The 19,056-nt window shown below is 59.2% G+C and carries 18 protein-coding genes and 1 pseudogene; 12 read left to right on the top strand and 7 right to left on the bottom strand.

Annotated features, from left to right (window positions below):
* Positions 1 to 85: 85 nt before the first annotated feature.
* Positions 86 to 1,060 carry a LysR family transcriptional regulator gene (locus tag SPO_RS21550; RefSeq protein ID WP_011242115.1) on the bottom strand — a complete coding sequence of 325 codons (975 nt, stop codon included), beginning with the start codon at positions 1,058 to 1,060 and terminating at the stop codon, positions 86 to 88.
* A gap of 306 nt (positions 1,061 to 1,366) precedes the next feature.
* On the opposite strand from SPO_RS21550, the gene SPO_RS21545 reads away from it, so the two are divergent.
* Together SPO_RS21545 and SPO_RS23020 are read left to right on the top strand one after the other, a co-directional pair.
* Positions 1,367 to 3,658 carry a hypothetical protein gene (locus tag SPO_RS21545; RefSeq protein ID WP_011242114.1) on the top strand — a complete coding sequence of 764 codons (2,292 nt, stop codon included), beginning with the start codon at positions 1,367 to 1,369 and terminating at the stop codon, positions 3,656 to 3,658.
* A gap of 4 nt (positions 3,659 to 3,662) precedes the next feature.
* Positions 3,663 to 4,115, top strand: coding sequence for a hypothetical protein (locus SPO_RS23020; protein ID WP_144084107.1), 453 nt, complete (start codon positions 3,663 to 3,665; stop codon positions 4,113 to 4,115).
* Positions 4,116 to 4,454: 339 nt separating this feature from the next.
* Here the strand turns inward: SPO_RS23020 and SPO_RS21540 are convergent, their stop codons facing one another.
* Complete coding sequence (locus SPO_RS21540) at positions 4,455 to 5,600, bottom strand: LacI family DNA-binding transcriptional regulator (RefSeq protein ID WP_230981822.1); 1,146 nt, start codon at positions 5,598 to 5,600, stop codon at positions 4,455 to 4,457.
* Between the two features lie 14 nt (positions 5,601 to 5,614).
* Between SPO_RS21540 and SPO_RS21535 the strand changes: the two genes are divergently transcribed.
* The 7 genes from SPO_RS21535 (at position 5,615) to SPO_RS21505 (ending at position 12,374) form a co-directional block, all read left to right on the top strand.
* Complete coding sequence (locus tag SPO_RS21535; RefSeq protein ID WP_011242112.1) at positions 5,615 to 6,634, top strand: TRAP transporter substrate-binding protein; 1,020 nt, start codon at positions 5,615 to 5,617, stop codon at positions 6,632 to 6,634.
* Positions 6,635 to 6,706: 72 nt separating this feature from the next.
* Complete coding sequence (locus SPO_RS21530; protein ID WP_011242111.1) at positions 6,707 to 7,267, top strand: TRAP transporter small permease subunit; 561 nt, start codon at positions 6,707 to 6,709, stop codon at positions 7,265 to 7,267.
* A gap of 3 nt (positions 7,268 to 7,270) precedes the next feature.
* Positions 7,271 to 8,599, top strand: a complete 1,329-nt coding sequence (locus SPO_RS21525) for a TRAP transporter large permease (RefSeq protein ID WP_044029554.1) — start codon at positions 7,271 to 7,273, stop codon at positions 8,597 to 8,599.
* Complete coding sequence (locus SPO_RS21520) at positions 8,600 to 10,396, top strand: IlvD/Edd family dehydratase (RefSeq protein ID WP_011242109.1); 1,797 nt, start codon at positions 8,600 to 8,602, stop codon at positions 10,394 to 10,396.
* Positions 10,397 to 10,429: 33 nt separating this feature from the next.
* Positions 10,430 to 11,353 carry a sugar kinase gene (locus SPO_RS21515; protein ID WP_230981821.1) on the top strand — a complete coding sequence of 308 codons (924 nt, stop codon included), beginning with the start codon at positions 10,430 to 10,432 and terminating at the stop codon, positions 11,351 to 11,353.
* On the top strand, positions 11,332 to 11,991 hold the full coding sequence (gene eda / locus SPO_RS21510; RefSeq protein WP_011242107.1) for a bifunctional 4-hydroxy-2-oxoglutarate aldolase/2-dehydro-3-deoxy-phosphogluconate aldolase: 660 nt from the start codon (positions 11,332 to 11,334) through the stop codon (positions 11,989 to 11,991). Before SPO_RS21515 ends, eda begins: the two co-directional genes overlap by 22 nt.
* Positions 11,985 to 12,374: a methylglyoxal synthase gene (locus tag SPO_RS21505; protein ID WP_011242106.1), complete on the top strand. Its 390-nt coding sequence runs from the start codon at positions 11,985 to 11,987 to the stop codon at positions 12,372 to 12,374. Before eda ends, SPO_RS21505 begins: the two co-directional genes overlap by 7 nt.
* A 421-nt stretch (positions 12,375 to 12,795) precedes the next feature.
* Here SPO_RS21505 and SPO_RS21500 read toward each other — a convergent pair whose 3' ends face one another.
* From SPO_RS21500 to SPO_RS21480, 4 genes are all read right to left on the bottom strand, one after another.
* Complete coding sequence (locus tag SPO_RS21500; protein ID WP_044029551.1) at positions 12,796 to 13,038, bottom strand: hypothetical protein; 243 nt, start codon at positions 13,036 to 13,038, stop codon at positions 12,796 to 12,798.
* Positions 13,038 to 13,769 carry a hypothetical protein gene (locus tag SPO_RS23015; RefSeq protein ID WP_144084106.1) on the bottom strand — a complete coding sequence of 244 codons (732 nt, stop codon included), beginning with the start codon at positions 13,767 to 13,769 and terminating at the stop codon, positions 13,038 to 13,040. Before SPO_RS23015 ends, SPO_RS21500 begins: the two co-directional genes overlap by 1 nt.
* A gap of 110 nt (positions 13,770 to 13,879) precedes the next feature.
* Positions 13,880 to 14,515: an imm11 family protein gene (locus SPO_RS21485; RefSeq protein WP_011242105.1), complete on the bottom strand. Its 636-nt coding sequence runs from the start codon at positions 14,513 to 14,515 to the stop codon at positions 13,880 to 13,882.
* Between the two features lie 39 nt (positions 14,516 to 14,554).
* Positions 14,555 to 15,046 (bottom strand): toxin-activating lysine-acyltransferase, encoded by a 492-nt coding sequence (locus tag SPO_RS21480; protein WP_230981820.1) that lies wholly within the window; start codon positions 15,044 to 15,046, stop codon positions 14,555 to 14,557.
* Between the two features lie 479 nt (positions 15,047 to 15,525).
* On the opposite strand from SPO_RS21480, the pseudogene SPO_RS23540 reads away from it, so the two are divergent.
* Together SPO_RS23540 and SPO_RS23385 are read left to right on the top strand one after the other, a co-directional pair.
* A pseudogene (locus tag SPO_RS23540) lies at positions 15,526 to 15,651 on the top strand (IS5/IS1182 family transposase); the annotation flags it as partial.
* Between the two features lie 524 nt (positions 15,652 to 16,175).
* The gene (locus tag SPO_RS23385; RefSeq protein ID WP_414706020.1) at positions 16,176 to 16,880 is read left to right on the top strand and encodes a transposase; all 705 of its coding nucleotides are present in this window, start codon (positions 16,176 to 16,178) and stop codon (positions 16,878 to 16,880) included.
* A 40-nt stretch (positions 16,881 to 16,920) separates the two neighbouring features.
* Here SPO_RS23385 and SPO_RS21470 read toward each other — a convergent pair whose 3' ends face one another.
* A complete protein-coding gene (locus SPO_RS21470) occupies positions 16,921 to 17,805 on the bottom strand; it encodes a LysR family transcriptional regulator (RefSeq protein ID WP_011242103.1) in 885 nt (294 codons plus the stop codon).
* A 174-nt stretch (positions 17,806 to 17,979) separates the two neighbouring features.
* Between SPO_RS21470 and SPO_RS21465 the strand changes: the two genes are divergently transcribed.
* Positions 17,980 to 19,056 carry an NAD(P)H-dependent flavin oxidoreductase gene (locus SPO_RS21465; protein ID WP_011242102.1) on the top strand — a complete coding sequence of 359 codons (1,077 nt, stop codon included), beginning with the start codon at positions 17,980 to 17,982 and terminating at the stop codon, positions 19,054 to 19,056.

The raw sequence follows: 19,056 nt of genomic DNA, 5'->3' as shown, positions 1-19,056 counted from the left end.
GACGCAGTGCCCGAAGATTTTCAGCCGAAGGCAGCCAGCGATAGCTGACAGGCAATACACGATCCAAGCAAAGCACCTTGGCGGATCAATTCGTTTGCCCAAAATCGCTTGGCCGAGGCGCGCCCGGTACCGAAGCGCGTGCGCCTGGGGGCCGTGCCTCGCTCTCGCGGTAGGCTTCGACAATTTTCTCGCGCAGCCATGTATGCCCGGGATCAAGCCCGTGACGCTTTTTCCAGATCATATAGATATGCTGCTCGGGGAACTCGAATGGGACGGGAAAGATATCCAGCGGATAGAACAATGCCGCATGGGCTGCGAAATCTCCAGGCATCATGGCAATCAGATCGGAGTTTGCAAGGATATGGGGGAATGACCAGAACCTGGTCACCATGTAGACGATGTGACGATCGATCTTGGCATAGCGCAGCACCTCATCCACCCGTGACAGCGCGCGAATTTTTGGGATCAACGCCACATGTCCGATTTCAGACACCAGCGCCGGGGTCATTTCGCCCTTGATCCGCGGATGCCCCTTGCGCGCCACGATGACGATCTTGGCCGCTCCCACCTGCTCGCACTCGATATCGCCATGCTGCGGATCAAAGGTTGTGAGCGCCAGATCAAGACTGCCATCGTTCAACCCCTCGGCGATGGGAAAATCCATCACCGGCAGCATCTCAAGTGTGACCGACCGATAATCCTGCACCGCGCGTACCAGCGGCGGCATTAGGATCGGTTCCAGCATGTCCAGCACCACGATGCGGAAATTGCGGCGCGTCGTTGACGGGTCAAATCTTTCGTCATCGCCAAACCCGCTCTGGATCATCTGCAAGGCATCGCGCACCGGGCCGATCATGCCAGTGGCACGTGGCGTCGGCGCGACACCGCGCCCGCTGCGTATGAACAGGGGGTCACCTACCGTATCGCGCAACCTGGCCAGCGCATTGGATATGGTCGGTTGGCTTACATTCAGCCGCTTCGCTGCGTGTGAGATATTGCCGGCTGTATAGATCGCCTCGAACGTTACCAGCAGGTTCAAATCCAGTTTTCGCAAGTCCACGGGCGCGTTCCTCCGGCCGGGAAAACAACTATTCATATCCTGAATACAATGTATTTCGAATGTTTGGCTATTCTATTTTTCAGCTCTGCCTAGCATAAGCGCGAGGTTTGTCAGATTTCGATGGCTCATTCAGAGTGGTAGGTTGTGGCGGAGTTTGCGCATATGTTGGCACGAAAGCGGTATACTCTTGGCTGTTTGCAAATTCGAATTCGCAAGTCGTGCGCCTGGCGCAGTGTGCATTGGTTAGGTCTCCGCTCTCGCAATATCCCAGAAACTGGTGGCTTGACCTGAGAGGAGGAATTTTCAATGAGTTCAAACAGTACGCATACGGTGTCCGGTACGGTCTGGAATCAAACGGGGAATGCGATCAAGAAGGTTTGGATTTGCCACTTTCCGGGAAAAGGGGCGGCTCCACAGTATTTCGAAACCCAAAACTCATTGAACAATAATCAGGGCGAAAGTTTTTCTTATGACGGCATCCAGCTTCCCAGTGGGGGCAATGATCAATGGATGGTTTATTATCAGGACGCTTTCAATAACCTTATTGGCACCGATGGTTTATTTAATGCGGAAATAAACCACAACAATGGAGGCGTCACAATAACATTGGACGGGACATCTGTCGATGTGGGCCAGAAAAGCAGTATCGGTGTCGAAGACACAACGACATACACCGCTATGCAAGTGCCAATGGTCGCGGGATATCTTAGCCAGGGCGGAATAAGTGTATCGGACATGTACATTGCCGCTGGTCTGACCGCGCCGACCAAATCGGGGATTGGCATCGCGCTTAGCGGTGGCGGATCACGCGCGATGTCAGCCGGGATCGGGCAGCTTCAGGCTCTCGTCAGCATGGGCTGGACCAAGGATGTGCTTGCCATGTCTACGGTGTCTGGCGGGGGCTGGGTGGGAATTCCCTACATGTTCCTGCCAAAAGAGTTTTCCGATGATGATTTCCTGGGCTCCTATTTGCCACCCGAGCAACTGACCAACAGCAATATAAACACAATGGGTCCGAGCCAGATCGGCGGCAAGACAAACAAAATGTCAGCTTTGACCTTGTTTATTTCAATGCTGCACATGTCGCATGCGGTATCAGACGACGACAGGCTCTATAGCAACGGCACAATGATCTGGCAGATGTTGATGGCGCGCTATTTCCTGCATCCTTACGGTCTGGTTACGATCGGGCATGATTTCAACCCATCCGACACGTTCGCCTATAGCGATGCGGTGATCAAAAACAATGCTTTGGTGAATCAACCGGTGATCCGGTCGGATCCGTTTCAGCAGGCCGATATGGCCGATCCCTACAAGATCGCGCGACCGATGATGATCTCAAACATGATGCTTGAGGTTCAGAACCAATCCGCCACTACATTTGGTGCGCCTGTCGTGTCGACCCCGTTCTTTACCGGATGCCTGGGCGCGCCCGATGCAACAACCACACGCGGCATCAAATCCTCTGTTGGTGGCGCTGCAGTCGCGTCGCAGGGGTTCAATTCGATGTACTGGTATTTGAACGGCAATCAGCCCCAGGATCAGGCCAATCTGGTCATCTCGCAGAGGCGCAATTGGGCGTTGGCAGATTGTCTTGGCACCTCGTCTTCGGCCATCGCGGCAGGCGTCCTGCAATTCATGAGCCGCCTGTCGCTAAACGAGATCGCGGACGGGGTGATGGAGAACGGGCCGGATGTTCTTGAGGCGGACCGCGAGATGTTGCCCGAAGACGTCTATCTGGAGCTCAAGAACATGTATGATGCCGGGGATCGAGAGTCGCTTCTTGCTCAGCTCTCCGCTCAGGACATACCGAGCTTCCTGAAAACGCCGTCTTACATGTACTGGTCTCCAGCCCATGTAGAGAGCTCCGGCACGAGCAAAAATCCAATGGATTATGAGGCCAACTTTGTCGATGGCGGGTTGATGGAAAACACCGGCGTGGCCAATCTGTTGGCATTCACGGATATCAATGTCGTGTTCGCCTTCATCAATACTGCAACCGCGATGACCAAGACCGGCGGCGCCGGAATACCGGGACAGAACGGCACCGACATCCAAGTGACCGAAGATATCGCAGCGCTGTTCGGGTATCGGCCCTACAGCAAATCCAAGGGCTGGGAGAGGTACAGCAGCACGGACCTGACAAAGGGATCCATTCAATCGCGGTGTCTGGCCAGAGCCCAGATCTTCCCTGACGGCAAGTTCGCAGAGTTCCTGAAGGGGCTTTGGCAGGCAACTCTGGACGAGAACAACAATCCCGGTGTCTATCCAGCTGTCCTGTCGCAACTGTTGGAGTTGCGAGCCAACCCGCTTTTCGGCATCTTCAAAAGCCGGTTGGTCACCATCTCCTGGCACTATCTGACCCCAGCGTCGTCCTGGAATGCCGCACTTACGCCTTCGGTGAGTTCGACGCTCTCGGGAATTTCCGATTTTCCAAATTACCCAACAATCAGAACAGGGCTTGACTATAGCGAGGTTAATTTCCTGTCCAGCTTCGCCGGGTTCTGCGCGCTACCGTCAAATCGAAAGCCAGGAACAAGTTCGTTGATGGAAGAGGTATTTATGTCGACTCCGGATATGCCGGATCTAGAGGATTGAAGACATGGCAAATCTAACAACTCAGATTCGTATCGAAAACCGCACAAAAACGATGATCGATCAATTCTGGCTTTATGCGTGTATCTATTCCGAAACACCGTCTGATGCGATCAACCATTATTCAGTCGCACTCGCCCCCGGGCAGCACCGGAACATTGGCCAGCTATCCTATGATCAAAGCGCACGTTCTATACTTTTATGCCCTTCGTTGGTGTTGGCTGGCACGTCGGGAAGCACGGCCTTGATGACTTGGCAGTATAAGTTGCGGAACCCTTTGACCTCGAGCATCTCACTAGAATATGACCATCTTTCGGTCATCTTCACAAATATAGATACCGATGCGGCGTATTTCGACATCTACGCGTTTTCAGAGAATGCAGAGACCCCGGAAACCGGAACTCCGTTTTCTTTGGGATATCGCCTGTCTCAATGCGGAAGTTCATCAAATCCCTTTTAGCCCTGACCACACACATTAGGCACCGGTCGCATCGGATTGCAAAGCGCCTCCGGTCCCTCAACCGCCCGAAGATGATCCCGGTCACTGCCCGGCGGTGCATCGCGCAGCAATGTCACGAGAGGGTATCCGTCCGGTTTCCCCGCTCTGACGGCTGATGGAGAGTATTGATAGTGTCCACCATCGGCAGTGGACGTCATGGGGCACTCTATGGCTGCGAAGAAGGGTCAGCAGCCTGAGATCAATGGGTCTGGGGCCTGGAAGTTCTTCCTTATCAAATCGCACCAATCCGCCCCATAGGGGCTGACGTCCGACACCATGTACGAGATATATGGCGAGGGCTTAATCCACCGCCCGGGCGCTGGAACCACGCATGACGACCGTGAAGCCAAGGTCAATTCGTGTCGGATCACTGGCTTTGTCCGAGGAAAGAGCGTCTACGATGGTACTGATCGCCAGACGCCCGATCTCATAGCGCGGCGTTGCGATCGACGTCAGGCCGGGGTTCATCTGTTTGCTCATTTCAAGGTCGTTGAAGCCGCAGATTCCGAAGTCTTCCGGTATCCTGATCCCGCGTCTTTGCGCTTCCAGAAGCGCGCCAATTGCCAGGTCGTCGTTGTTGCAGAAGATCGCATCTGAATCCGGGGCGCGCACGAGAAGTTCGCGCAACAACTCTGCCCCCAGGCTCACCGATGACGCGGTGGAGGTGACAATCACCCGCTTTGATTGTTGCGGATCGTCCGTGCCATTCAGCGCGTCATTGAAACCGGCCAGGCGCCGTTGCGTTCGCGGGTCCATCCGCGCCCCAAGAAAACCGATTCTCCGGTACCCCCGATCTCTCAGGTGACGCGCGGCCGCAGCACCCGCTTCGTAGTGCGAAAAACCGATCATATCTCCTTCTGCGGAGGCGTCATAATCCATGATCTGGATGACCGGGCAGTCGGCTGCTCTTAGCATGCCTTTGGAGATGTCGGTCTGGTCCAGCCCTGCCACGATGAGCCCGGCAGGTTTTTGACGCAGGAACTTTCCGATGAGCATCTCTTCGGTGAGGGGGCGGTACCGAAAGTTACCTATCTGTATGGAAAAGGGGTGATTTTCCGCTTCGTCATACATGCCGCGGAGAACATCAGAGAAAACGCTGTTTGTAAGGGATGGGATCAACAATCCGATCACGTCGGTGCGGTTTGACGCCAGCGCCGAGGCGGCCGCATCGGGGACGTAGCCCAGCTTTTCAACGGCGGCTTCCACCTTCCGCCTTGACCTCTCGGAAACAACGTGAGGTGTGCGTATCACGCGCGATACTGTGATCGCGCTAACACCGGCTTCCCTAGCGACATCTACGAGCGTAATGCTGCTTTTTTTCTCTGCTTTCCTCATGGCTTGGGAGTGTAGCAGAAAAAATTCGTCCTGCAACAATTGACAAATGATTGCGCAACCATTAGCAAAATGATTGCGCAACCATTTTGCGGCTGTCAGCCGCTGGTGCAAATCTGGGAGGAACCATGCGTAGATATATTTCTCAACTCATTGCGACCGCAGTGTTCGGCGCGGCTTTGGCAGGAAGTGCCGCAGCCCAAGAGTACAGCTTCCGCTTTCAGTCCTCGGACCCGGCGGGCAACGCGAACTTCATCCTGCAAAAATCCTGGGCAGAGGATGTTCGTGAAAGAACCGGCGGAAAGGTCGCGATCGAGCTCCTTCCGGTCAACACCATCGTCGCTCATACCGAGACACAGGACGCGGTCGCCGCAGGCATCATCGACGGCCATTTCACCGATACATCCTACTTCGCGGGAAAAGAGCCTGCCTTTGGGCTTATCGCCAACCCTGTCGGTGCCTGGTCTGACCCACAGCAGATGTTCGACTTCATGGAGAACGGGGGCGGCAAAGAGCTGATGAATTCGCTCGTCGAACCTTATGGGCTTCATTTCATCGGCGCCACGACACCCGGGCTTGAGGCGTTCGTATCCAAGGTGCCGCTGGATGGGGTGGATGACCTCAAGGGTATCAAGATGCGCGCGCCCGAGGGTATGGTGCAGCGTGTTTTCGCGGCTGCCGGCGCGGTGCCGGTCAACCTGCCCGGCAGCGAGGTGTTCACCTCACTGGACAAGGGCGTGATCGACGCCGCCGATTACACCGTGTTCTCGACCAACCACGAGCAGGGCATGCATGACATCGCCAAGCACCCGGTCTACCCGGGCTTCCACTCGATGCCGCTTGTCGAAGTCAGCATGAACAAAACGACGTGGGAATCTCTTCCTGCCGACATTCAGGCCACGCTGGAGCAGAGCGTATCCGATTTTGCCCGCCGGCAGGTAAGCACCCTTGCAGAGCGCGACGCGGTCGCGGTTGCAGCGGCTGCTGCGGACGGGGTCACGGTTCATGATTGGTCGGCAGAAGAGCGTGCCCGTTTCCGGGCAATTGCAAAAGGCGAGTGGGAAGCTGCCGCCGGTGCCTCCGATGCATCCGCGCGGGTGTATAGCACGCTGACCAAATACCTCAGCGACAACGGCTTGCTGGAATAACGGCGATCATCGAGAGCAACGTCCTCGATGAATTCGTCGGGGACGTTTTTTCTGACTTGGGGGAGGATGACAATGGCCAGTGATAGCCATGATTTCACGAACGAGCGGGCGGGCCCAACGAGCGCGCCGCCTGAAGCCGGTACCTTGGGGAAAATTATCGACCGCTTGGGGATCGTGTTCGCAATAGCAATTCTGTCATCCGCAGCCATTCTCAACGTAGAAGTTGTTCTTCGCTACGCCTTCAATAGCGCGACGATCTGGGCGCATGAGACCGTCATTTTCCTGACCGCAAGCTCGTTTGTCTTCGGTGGGCTGTATGTCGCCGCCCGAAACGCTCATATCAGGGTGGTGTTGATCTATGACCTGTTGAACATCAAGATGCGCCGCCTCTTTGATGTCGTCATTTCGGTCATATGCAGTTTCTCCTGCGCGTTCTTCGCCTGGGCGTCCTGGCAAAGCGTATCCCGTGCCGTCTGGACGCCCGAGGGACACATCAGGATCGAAACAACGGGCAGCGCTTGGGATCCGCCGACCGCCGGGTTGATCAAGATCTTTCTCTTCATCGTGCTGATACTGCTTTGCGTGCAATTCGCGGTGCTGGCTTTCAACTACTTCAGAAAGCGGGATGGCTGAGCCATGGATTTCCTTTCACTCATCACTGACTTCAAAGCCATGGGTATCGAGTGGGCGACATTCGCGATGTTCGTCATGCTGCTCGGGCTTTTGTTGACCGGGATGCCGCTTGCGTTCGTGACACTGCTTGTCGCCTTGATCTTCGCCTTGGGCTGGTTCGGCCCGATGGCGGTTCCACTGATCACATCGCGGATCTTCAGTTTCGTAAACAGCTTCGTTTTCGTCTCTGTCCCGATGTTCGTGCTTATGGCGTCGATATTGGATCGCTCGGGCATCGCCAAAGATCTTTTCGATGCGATGCGGGTTGTCGGGGGGCGACTGCGCGGCGGTGTGGCCATCCAAACCCTTCTTGTGGCCGTCGTCCTGGCCGCGATGTCCGGAATCATCGGCGGAGAAGTCGTTCTGTTGGGTCTGCTGGCTTTGCCGCAGATGCTGCGGCTGGGATATGATCGACGGCTTGCGATCGGCGTATGCTGCGCAGGCGGTGCGCTGGGGACCATGATCCCGCCGTCGATCGTTCTGATCATCTATGGCCTCACCGCGAGCGTTTCCATCGGCGATCTGTTCACCGCATCGTTCCTGCCGGGCCTGATGCTGGCCTCGTTCTATATCGCCTATGTCCTGATCCGGGCATATCTGAACCCTGATATCGCGCCGATCCCGGAACCCGATGAAATCCCGACGAAAGAGAAGTTGCGTCTGCTCAAGGGTCTTATCTTGCCGATCCTCGTGGTGTTCATGGTCCTGGGGTCGATCTATGGCGGGATTGCGTCTGTTACAGAAGCCTCGGCAATGGGCGTTCTCGGGGTCGCGTTGTCCGCCGTCATTCGAGGGGAATTTAACTGGGAGCTTCTGAAGGGGGCTTCACTCCAGACTCTTTCGACCGTCGGCATGATCGTCTGGATCGGTATCGGCGCAACCGCACTGGTCGGTGTGTTCAACCTGATGGGCGGCATCAACTTTGTGTCCGGGCTGATCATCGGAGTTTCAGATAACCCGACAGTCATCGTCCTTGTCATGATGCTGATCCTCTTCGTGCTGGGAATGTTTCTCGATTGGGTCGGGATCGCGTTGCTGACGATGCCGATCTTTGTCCCGATCATTCGCGAACTTGGCCTCGATCCCGTCTGGTTCGGAGTTGTGTTCGCAATGAACATGCAGGTCAGTTTCCTGTCGCCGCCCTTTGGACCCGCAGCTTTCTATCTGAAGTCGGTCGCGCCCGAGGGGATCTCGCTTGGTGAAATCTTCCGGTCCTTGTTGCCGTTCATTGCGATGCAGGTTCTGGCACTGGCGATCCTGATTGCTTTCCCTGGTGTCACGGGGAGGTGGTAAATGACTGACTTTCAAAAGAAAAAACTGCGGTCGCAAGACTGGTTCAACAATCTCGAAGATCCCGAGATGACGGCGCTCTACCTGGAACGCTATCTGAATTATGGACTGACCATAGAAGAGCTGACCTCGGGGCGTCCGATCATCGCAATCGCACAGACCGGTAGCGACCTTTCCCCGTGCAACCGGCATCACGTGACGCTTGCTCAGCGCACACGCGAGGCGATCCGGACGGCTGGAGGTATCGCTCTGGAGATCCCGGTGCATCCCATCCAGGAGACCGGCAAACGACCAACCGCAATGCTGGATCGCAACCTTGCCTACCTGAGCTTGGTCGAGACGCTTTTCGGCTATCCGATTGACGGTGTCGTTCTGACGATCGGATGCGACAAGACCACGCCGGCCCTGCTCATGGCGGCGGCAACCGTCAACATTCCCGCGATCGCATTGTCGGTCGGGCCGATGCTGAACGGCTGGCACGAAGGCGAACGAGCCGGATCCGGCACCGCCATCTGGATGGCCCGGCAAAAGTTCGCAGCGGGTGAAATCGATGCGAAGGGGTTCCTGGAGATTGCCGCCGCGTCCGCCCCGTCCGTGGGATATTGCAACACGATGGGAACCGCATCGACCATGAACTCCCTCGCAGAAGTTCTGGGGATGCAGTTGCCCGGCGCCGCTGCCATTCCGGCACCCTACCGGGAACGGGGACAGATGGCATACGCAACCGGCCTGCGCATCGTGGAAATGGTTCACGAAGACCTGCGGCCCAGTGACATCATGACTCGCGAGGCCCTTGAAAACGCGATTGTGCTGGGTTCGGCGATTGGTGGATCGACCAACGCCCCCATCCACCTGAACGCGATTGCCCGCCACCTGGGGATTCATCTGACGAACGACGACTGGGAGCGTCTTGGCTTTAACATTCCCCTGCTCGTCAACATGCAACCCGCAGGCGCCTATCTTGGTGAGGATTTCTATCGAGCAGGCGGCGTTCCCGCCGTGGTTTCAGAGCTTCTGGAAGTGGGGAGGATACCCCACCCGGCGGCCAAGGGTGCCAATGGCAAGACGTTGGCGGAAAACTACGCGGGGATCAAAGCAACCAATAGCGACGTCATCAGGCCCGTCGATCGCGCTTTGATGCGAAACGCCGGTTTCCTCAATCTGAAGGGGAACCTGTTTGACAGCGCCTTGATGAAAACCTCTGTCATCGACGCTGCGTTCCGCGAAAGGTATTTGTCCAACCCGGAGGATCCGGAAGCCTTCGAGGGGCGCGCAATCGTTTTCGACGGTCCAGAGGATTTTCACGCCAGGATTGACAACCCCGCGCTCAAGCTCGATGCGAACTGCATTCTCGTGATGCGCGGGGCTGGGCCAAAGGGATATCCCGGCGGTGCAGAGGTCGTGAACATGCGCCCGCCCAGCTATCTGATCAAGCAGGGTGTACGGGCGCTCCCGTGCATCGGGGATGGTCGACAATCGGGAACCTCCGGATCGGCTTCGATCCTGAATGCATCGCCCGAGGCGGCGGATGGTGGGGGGCTTGCGCTGCTGCAGACAGGTGACCGCATTCGGGTCGATCTGGGCAAGCGATCCGTCAATGTGCTCCTCTCAGACGAAGAGATGGCGCGCCGCCGCGAAAGATTGGACGCCGCCGGCGGCTTTCCCATCCCGCAAAGCCAGTCGCCATGGCAAGACATCTTCCGGCAATCCGTCACACAGTTTTCGGAGGGTATGGTGCTGAAACAGGCCACTGAGCACCAGGATATCGCCCGCAAACACACCTTGCGCAACAATCATTGAGTACGAGAAATGTCTAACGCAGAGCTTGTTTGTGTGGGTGAGCCCCTGTTTGAACTCAGCAACGTGGGGCCGGGCAAATGGAACGCCGGCGTTGGCGGCGATGTTTCGAATGTCGCCGTCGCTGCCGCACGCCAGGGAACCCGGTCGACCATGCTGACCCAGTTGGGCGACGATGATTTCGCGGCCGAGATCCGGAACTCCTGGGCCGCCGAAGGCGTCAACGACGCCTATGTCCGAACCCTAGTGGGCGCTGAGACGGGAATGTACTTCATTACCCACGACGCGGGTGAGCACAAGTTCGAGTATCGCCGCTCGGGCTCCGCAGCCTCACAGGTGCGTCCCGAAGATCTTTCGGAGGGAGTCTTTGACAATGCCGCAATCGTGCATCTTTCCGGCATATCACAGGCGATCAGCGCTTCGGCCAGGGCCACGACCGATAAGGCGATTGCGATTGCGAAAAAGAAGGGCGTCAAGGTCTCCTACGACCCCAACCTGCGGCTTAAACTCTGGCCATTGGAGGAAGCGAGAAAGGTCATCCTGGATACGGTTAGGAAAGTCGATATCTTCCTTCCGGGGCTGGACGATGCCCGCATTCTGACAGGCATCGAAGAACCCGTGGATATCGTCCGGTTCTTTGCTGACCTCGGTGCCCCGATCATCGCGCTGACCATGGGCGACAGGGGCGTTCTGGCGGCCAATGACGGTGATATGCGTTTCATTTCCAGTCCCAAAGTCGATGCAGTGGATGCAACCGGCGCGGGCGACTGCTTTGACGGTGCCTTCCTGTCACAACTGATCAACGAATACTCTGTGTTCGATGCCGCCGCATATGCGGCCACTGCGGCTGCCATCTCGATTCAGGGCCATGGCGCCGCAAAATCCATCCCAAATCGCGAAGCTGTCCTGGCTTTGCAAGAACAATGCCGAGGCGAGATATGGACAGCCCCCGAAATCTGAAAAGCAGCAGGATAATCGAGATCTGCCGGCTGTGCCCGGTCATTCCGGTCTTGGAAGTCGAGCAGATCGAGCAGGCAACCCCGTTGGCGCAGGCTTTGATAGCCGGGCGGCTCAGGGTGTTGGAAGTCACCCTGCGCACCGATTGCGCATTGAGCGCTATTTCCGAGATGTCCAGGGTCCCGAATGCGATTGTCGGCGCAGGCACGTTGCGGACGCCCGAAGACGTGCGTGCAGCTAAGCAGGCGGGTGCAAGTTTCGGCGTGTCCCCGGGCGCGACAGATCGGCTATTGGACGCCTGTGAAGAAACGGGTTTGCCATTGCTGCCCGGTGCCGCCTCCGCAAGCGAGGTGATGACCCTGCTTGAGAAGGGCTACACCGCGCAAAAGTTCTTTCCCGCAGAGGCGAGCGGTGGGCGGGCGGCGCTGCGGTCATTCGGTGGGCCGCTGCCACTAGTGAAATTCTGCCCGACGGGGGGAATCACCCCTGAAAAAGCGACGCATTACCTGGAGTTGGGAAATGTGATGTGTGTCGGTGGCTCCTGGATCGCGCCGACCAGCTTGCTCAGGTCAGGCAACTGGGCTGAGATCGAGACCCGTGCGCGCCACGCTTCCCAACTTGGGGGGCAAGCCTCATGCTGAAATCTAAGCCAAAAAACATCGCCCTCATCGCACACGATCTGAAGAAGCGATCTTTGGCCACCTGGGTATTCAACAATCAAACCAAGCTGAAGCGCCACAACATTCTCGCCACGGCTACGACCGGGGGCATCATACAGAAACATTGTCCGCAATTGCGTATCCGGGTGACAAAAAGCGGCCCTCTTGGCGGGGATCAGCAAATCGGAGCGATGATTGCCGATGACGGTATCGACCTGCTGATATTCTTCACGGATCCGCTTTCCCCACATCCACATGACGTCGACGTGAAGGCGTTGAGCAGACTTGCCGTCGTCTATGACGTGCCCATGGCCTGCAGCGGAGCCACAGCAGACCTGATCGCGGCCTCTGGCTACCTGGATTAGGGTCCGTCGTCAGTTTTTTGGGCCTGTCGCGGTTGCGCGGGAGGTTCCGGTGATCTTGAGACAGGGAGCACGCAGAGATGCGCCTGCGGGAACTGTCCACCTTTGAACGACATCACCGGGCTGACCTTGCCCCGTGATCCCGGCCCAGAGAGCGATTTCGCCACCGCCGGGCAACTCTTCGAAGACAGATCGTGCCGCCGCGCCCGCGTCGTGTTTCCCGATTTCCGCGATGGTCGGAATGTGGTTGTCCGCGCCGGGTCTCGATCTGATATGCGATATCGGCGAAGAAATTGTAGGCCACGTTGTTGGACGCGATCTGCGCCTGTTGTGCGGTCAGTTCCTCATGGTTTCGCTGGTAGTATAGGGTTTGCGTGAAGACCTGAAGAAACTGACCATTGAAGCCCTGGTTGGCATTGACCTGCTAAACCCCAACGACCCATAGCCAGGCGTTTTCCTGTACGCCGGGCTTGTGCGTCACTTTGGACTGCTGCGCGGGCCCCGGGATTGTCACGACAGTCGTCGTTTCTTCTGCGATGACGTTGTAAAGGCTGCTGAACAGGCCGACTTCCGGATTGTCGCGCTGTGGACCCATAGCCACCCGGGCCGCGGCCCAAAGATCCTGGAACTCCTGAAGGCGTATGGGGTCGGTGATCTGATATGCCATTACTTGGCCTCAAGAGTGATATCGTTACGACGAGAAACAAGCGCGCTCTCGAAATTGCGGGCGGTTGCGCGCACGAGATCGGACCAGAAATCCACCGCCTCAGGTATGCTGCGCGCCCGGGAGGCTTCGTCCCAATGGGGCAGAAAATCTCCCTGAATATGGATCCAGACACCCGAACGGAGCGAGAAGGAGGCCGAACATCCGCCAACCCACTGCCCGCAGCTCACGAATGTGTCGGGCCGCGGCATGCCCTCGATGGTCATCAGGCAGGTGTAGCTGCCATGCCCCTCCAAAGTCGGGTTTGCCGGATCATGAAAACAGGAATAGTTTTCGCCTTGCACGAGTGCCTGCCGTGACGGAGAGGACGCACCTTGCCAGCGTTGAAACTCGGCTTTGTTGCGGAGTTCCACTGCCTCGAAGGCCTGCTCTGCGGAAGAGAACAGATCGACCCAAGCAGATACACTTTTTCTGGCCCGAGCGCTGTAGTATCCGCCTCTGTCTCCCCCAAGATCAGCATCTATCAGCCCATCAACGAGGGGAACGGGCAACCCGTCCAGCAGTTGCTGACGCCCCTCAAGGTCTTCGGGTCGGATACAGAGATAGTAGTCCTCGGCAGGAGGCTGGGTCTCGCTCCCATCCGGCGCCACGCGGTAGAGAAGACCCCCATAGTCCAGAACGGGGTTTCCCTGTGGATCGACGACCCAACGCCCCAGATCCACGACTGCAAACATCGAAGGGCAATTCCCGTCGGACGCGCGCGGGTCCTTGTGTGCCGCAGCCAGCGAAACTTCCGCAAAAACGGCAAGACCAATACAAGACAAGATGAGTGATCTTGCCCACATCACAAAAGCTCAGATGCAGTTGATGCGAAGCGCCGCCGGAACCGCGCGCCGGTGAGGCCCGACGCTTCGATCGCTTCCACGAGGGCGTCGCTTACGAAAAGAATGCCGGGATATTCCGCACTGGCGAATATCGCCCGGTTGTCGGTGACGCTGGCATCGAAGACGATATGCTGGTCTTCCAAAGGCGTCGACTGCCTGAAATACCCGATATCTGCCAGCGGCGGCCGCGTCTTGTCCTTGTCCATCGCGTGCAGCCGCACGGTCGGGATGAACCAGTAGCGCCTTTGCTGAAACGCCCCGTCGCGCTTGCCGACCACGTCGAAGGGTTCGTATTGCACATCGCCCGGCGCGAATTGCTCGATCAGAGTCCTGAGCGGCTCGGAGACGGTAAGATAGGTGTGCACCATCGCCAGATCGTCGATCCGGTCCGCACTCATGTCGTGACTGACCTTGCGCGGCAACCGCTCTGGCTTGACGCGCCGCCCTGCCGTCATGACAAGGCTTTGCATGATCGGCTTGATGCCGATGTCGATGCTGGTGTCGACAAGCTCGACATGGCCAAGATCGCCGTCGAGCGGGTTGAGGGAACCGGAATATTCCCCGGTGTTTTGCTGTCCTAGGACCCAGTAATGCATGCTGCGTGATCTCCCCCGAACTGCGTTGGCGCAGGCGCGCTAAGCGGTCTGGCTCGGCGCCTGCGGCGTGGCGCCCAGCTTCTCCAGCGTCTCCTTGTCCACCAGACGCGCGACGATGGGGGGCATCCGCAAATCCCCGCCCTTCAGCAATTGGCCGAAATTGGCGATGACCTGCGCGGTGGTCTTGGGATCGGGCGCGATCACGTCGAGCAGCCAGTTGATCGCGCCGCTGGTCCAGTCCTCGGCCTTGAGCCGGATCGGAAACGTCCCCGCCTTGGTCTGTTCGCGGCTCTTGGCATCGACCGGTTCCGACACGCTGGCCCAGATCGCGAACCCGGCGACATCCCCGAGCTTGCCCTTTGATTTCGGTGCACAGGCAATGGCGAGCCGGTCGCGGGTGAGCGGGTCGAGCACGAGATGGTTGAGGTCCGCTAGGCTCTGATTGCGGTAGCGCGGGATGGCCATCATCGCCATCGCGACCTTGCCGAAACTGTCGCGGATGTGGTCGCGGAGTTTCTCGATCTTGGCCAAAACTTCGGGCTCAAAGTCCGGCTCTGGCGCACGCGTACCAGCCTGGCTTTCCGCCAGGGTTTCACTCTCTATCACGGTGTCCCCGTTGTTTTCGGGGCCCTCCGCGGCCCCATTGTTCCCTTATAAGGAGAAACTTACAGGCAATGATTGATTGCGCAACCGTGAGACTACCGCGCGTGCATCGTTTTCTTAAGAGGTCGGTGTCATGTGGTGGCTTTGCCAGGTTACTGATGGCCAGAGCCAATTGTGACTTGGTTGAGCGCTGCAGGCGCCTAAGCTCGGGACCCAATGATCGACTTGTGCTGCCGTTGGCGGAATGGGTCGCGCCCCGCAACTATGGGAGGGCAGGATGAGCAATCTTTTCTGGTTGAGCGATGAGCAGAGGGCGCAAGGTCGGTGTCTTCGCCAGGGTTTTTGAAGGGCTTGCGACCGAACCCTCGCAACCGCGCCTCCCGTGACATTGCCGCTCAATGCACTGCCGGGCGGGGATCGAGATCATGTTCGGCAGGCCCAAGGACTGGCGCCGCGTAGCTATCCGCTACGACATATGTCTGAGGGCCCCTCGTTTCCCTATATACCTGCCCGGTTCAGTTTGTGCTGTCTGATCTTATAGTCAACGGGCGACAGCATGCCGTTACACCGGTGCTTGCGCTTCGGGTTTCAGAACGGCTCGATATACCCGCCTTGCGTCGTCGCGGGTCGGATATGTGCGCCGTCTGATCCGCCCCCGCATCACATTGGCAGCCACCGCGCGGACCACGAAGCGACGCAGTACCCAAAGGACGTTGTCCGAAAGCCGCGACAGAAGCCAGGACAGGCGCCAAAATACCAAAGGAACCTTCATGGCGGATCAAATCTTTTGCGCAAAACCGCTTGGCTGGACGCGCCCGTTACCGAAATCCTGAGCCTTCCGTATCCGAGCTCTGCTAGGTTTACCCCGTCACTCCCCCCGGCATGCGGCCTTGTTGGACCGCGCACCAGAAGGACACGCGGCGGTTGAGGGCCTTGCCAGAAACCGGAATGCGATCGTTGGCTTCAGGTCAACCGGCGGGCAGGAATGGCAACTCTGGGCAAGTCTTGATGCGAATGACGTCATTGCCCGACAGGTGCCGCCCTCTCAGGTGAAGGCATTAGGGCAAAGCCGCGGCACACGGGCAAAGCCGACCGGATCGATGCGGAACTGATCGCCCGCTTCTTTGCTTTCCGACCCGATACAGGACGAAGCCTGCCCGCGGAAAAGCTGCGCTTGCTGAAAGCCCTGGCCTCGAAGCGGTTCCAGCTGGTCGAGATGCGCAAACGGCCGCAGGCCCGAATCCGCGCCCATCAGAAGCTTGGCACCGCCGAATGGCCCGAGTTCGGTAGCGTGACCGGTGAACAGGCCGCAGCTCTCGCTTGTCTCGCGCCGAGTGCACGTGACAGTGGAACGCAGCGCGGGAAACGGGCCATCGCGGGGGGCCGTCGTGCTCTGCGGCACGTCATGTTCCAAGCCGGCTTGGTCGCATCGCATCACAACCCAAGTCCGAAAATCTTCGCCGACCGTCTTCGTCAAGCTGGAAAGCCACACAAGGTCATCATCACAGCCGTCGCCCGAAAACTCGTCATACTCGCAAATGCCCCATGCAGAACCTGGCAAAAACGGGCGCCCTCGACGCAAGGAGAGATACAGTTGCCAGGGCGAGTTGCGATGCGTCGGGCGCTGCTGGGCATATCGAAGCATCGCGCGACCGGGATGCGCAGACGGTGGTGCCTGCGATCTGAACCGACCCGCTTCTTGCGGGGAAACAACAGCGTTTCAGATCCGGCACTAGCAGCGGGTCTTGCCGTCTGCACCTGAGGCCAGGTCAACCCCGGCGCGTGAATTGGCAATGCCGGTGTCAGCCCGCCATCCGGATCGGCGGATCGCGGGTCAGCGCGTCCAGAAACGCCTGTTGCGCGGGCGAGACATAGCTGGACTTGCGGCGGATGTAATCGGTGGTGACCAGCCCCTCGCCCGGCTCCAGCGGATGCAGCGCCAGCCCCGCCTCGCCCCAGACGCGGGTGACCAGCCGGCGCGGCATCAGGGTGATTCCGACCCCCGCCGCAACGCCCGCGCGGATCGCATCGAGCGTGCCGAACTCCAGCGTCCGCACCCCCACCACACCGCGCCGGGCCAGCACATCCTCCAGCCGCTGGCGATAGGAACAGCCCAGCCGCAGCACCAGTTGGCGCACCCCCGGCGCGCCCAGAACCTGGTCCAGGCTGCGCCCGTCGCGCCGGGCCACGATGCACAGATCCTCGCGAAACACCGGCGTTGCCTCCAGATCGGGATGCGCCACCGGCCCGCAGACCAGCGCCCCCTCGACACCATGGGCCAGCACCATCTCGACAAGTTCACGGCTGGTGCCGGTCTGGATCGACAGGTCCACCGCCGGATGCGCCCCGGCGAACTCGGACAGGACCGGCGCCAGATGCAGGGCCAGCACCGTTTCCAGCGCCCCCAGGCTCAGCGGCCCCTCGGGCGCGCCGTCCTGGGTCACCGCCTTGCGGGCATCACCCAGCAGGGTCATGACCTGACGCGCATAGGGCAACAGCACCTCGCCCGCCGCCGTCACCTCGACCCCGCGGCTGTGGCGATGAAACAGCACCACCCCCAGATCATGTTCCAGATTGCGGATGCGGGCGGTGACATTGGATTGCACCGTGTTCAGCTCGGCCGCGGCGCGGTTCATGTTCCCCACGCGCGCCACACAGTCGAAGAAGCGGAGATCGGCAATATCCATGCGTTCACTTATCCAGATTGATCATGGCCCTTGACATTCAAAAGAAAGATAGCGCGCGCGCGCCGCCCTGCCAATGATATCTCGATCCCCGATAGCTCCGATCGCAGCTCTTCATTGGGTTCCGGCGACGATCGGGCCTAGTATCGGGGCAACACCAGCAAGGCAGGGTCCGACATGTACCGAAACAGCTTGATGGAGCGTCTGGCGCTCGACCATCCGATCATCCAGGCGCCGATGGCGGGCGGCGGCGACACGCCCGAGATGGTGATGGCCGTGGGCAAGGCCGGCGGGCTGGGCAGCATGGGGGTGTCCTATCTGCAACCCGACCGGATCAGCGCCAATGCCACCCGCGTGCGCGAGGGCAGCAATGCGGGCTTTGCCGTCAACCTGTTCGCGCCGCTCGATCCGCCGCCGCCGCCCGCCGATCCGGGCCCCGCGCTCGACTTCGTGCGGCCGCATTACCAGGCGCTGGGGATCACCCCGCCCGGCACGGTCAACGGGGCCGAGTTCGATTTCGAGGCACAGGTGGAGCAGGTGCTGGACAGCGGCGCCTCGGTCTTCAGCTTTGCCTTCGGCATCATGCCCGAGCATGTGATCGAGCGGGCCAGACAGCGCGGCATGCTGGTGATGGGCACCGCCACCAGCGTCGCCGAGGCGCAGGCGCTCGAGGCGGCGGGCGTCGACGCGGTGATCGCCCAGGGCGCTGAGGCGGGTGGCCACCGGGCCGGGTTCGGCGCCGATCTGACCCGTGCGATGGTGGGCACCATGGCGCTGGTGCCGCAGGTGGTCTCGGCTGTCGGCGTGCCGGTGGTCGCCTCGGGCGGCATCACCGACGGGCGCGGCATCGCCGCCGCCCTGGCACTGGGCGCCAGCGCGGCACAGATGGGCACCGCCTTTTTGACCACGACCGAGGCCGGCATTCCCGAGGCGCATAAACAGGCGATCCTGGACGCGAAAGAGACCGACACCACCCTCACCCGCGCCTTTTCCGGGCGCCCGGCGCGGGGCATCCGCAACCGCGTCATCGCCGATGGCGAGGCAATGCCCGACCGGTTGCTCGACTTTCCCTATCAGAACGCGCTGACCCGCACCCTGCGCGCCGAAGCCGCCAAACAGCAGAACCCGGATTTCCTGTCGCTCTGGGCCGGTCAGGGGCTGGGTCTGGCGCGGCGGCTGTCGGCGGCCGAGCTGATGCAACATCTGATCGAGGAGATGCGGGCCGCGCTGGCCAGCGCGGCGCGCTACGGCTGA

The organism is Ruegeria pomeroyi DSS-3, from assembly GCF_000011965.2.
GTDB lineage: Bacteria > Pseudomonadota > Alphaproteobacteria > Rhodobacterales > Rhodobacteraceae > Ruegeria_B > Ruegeria_B pomeroyi.
The sequence above is the reverse complement of the archived record's forward strand: the minus strand, read 5'-3'. Positions and strand labels throughout refer to the sequence as shown.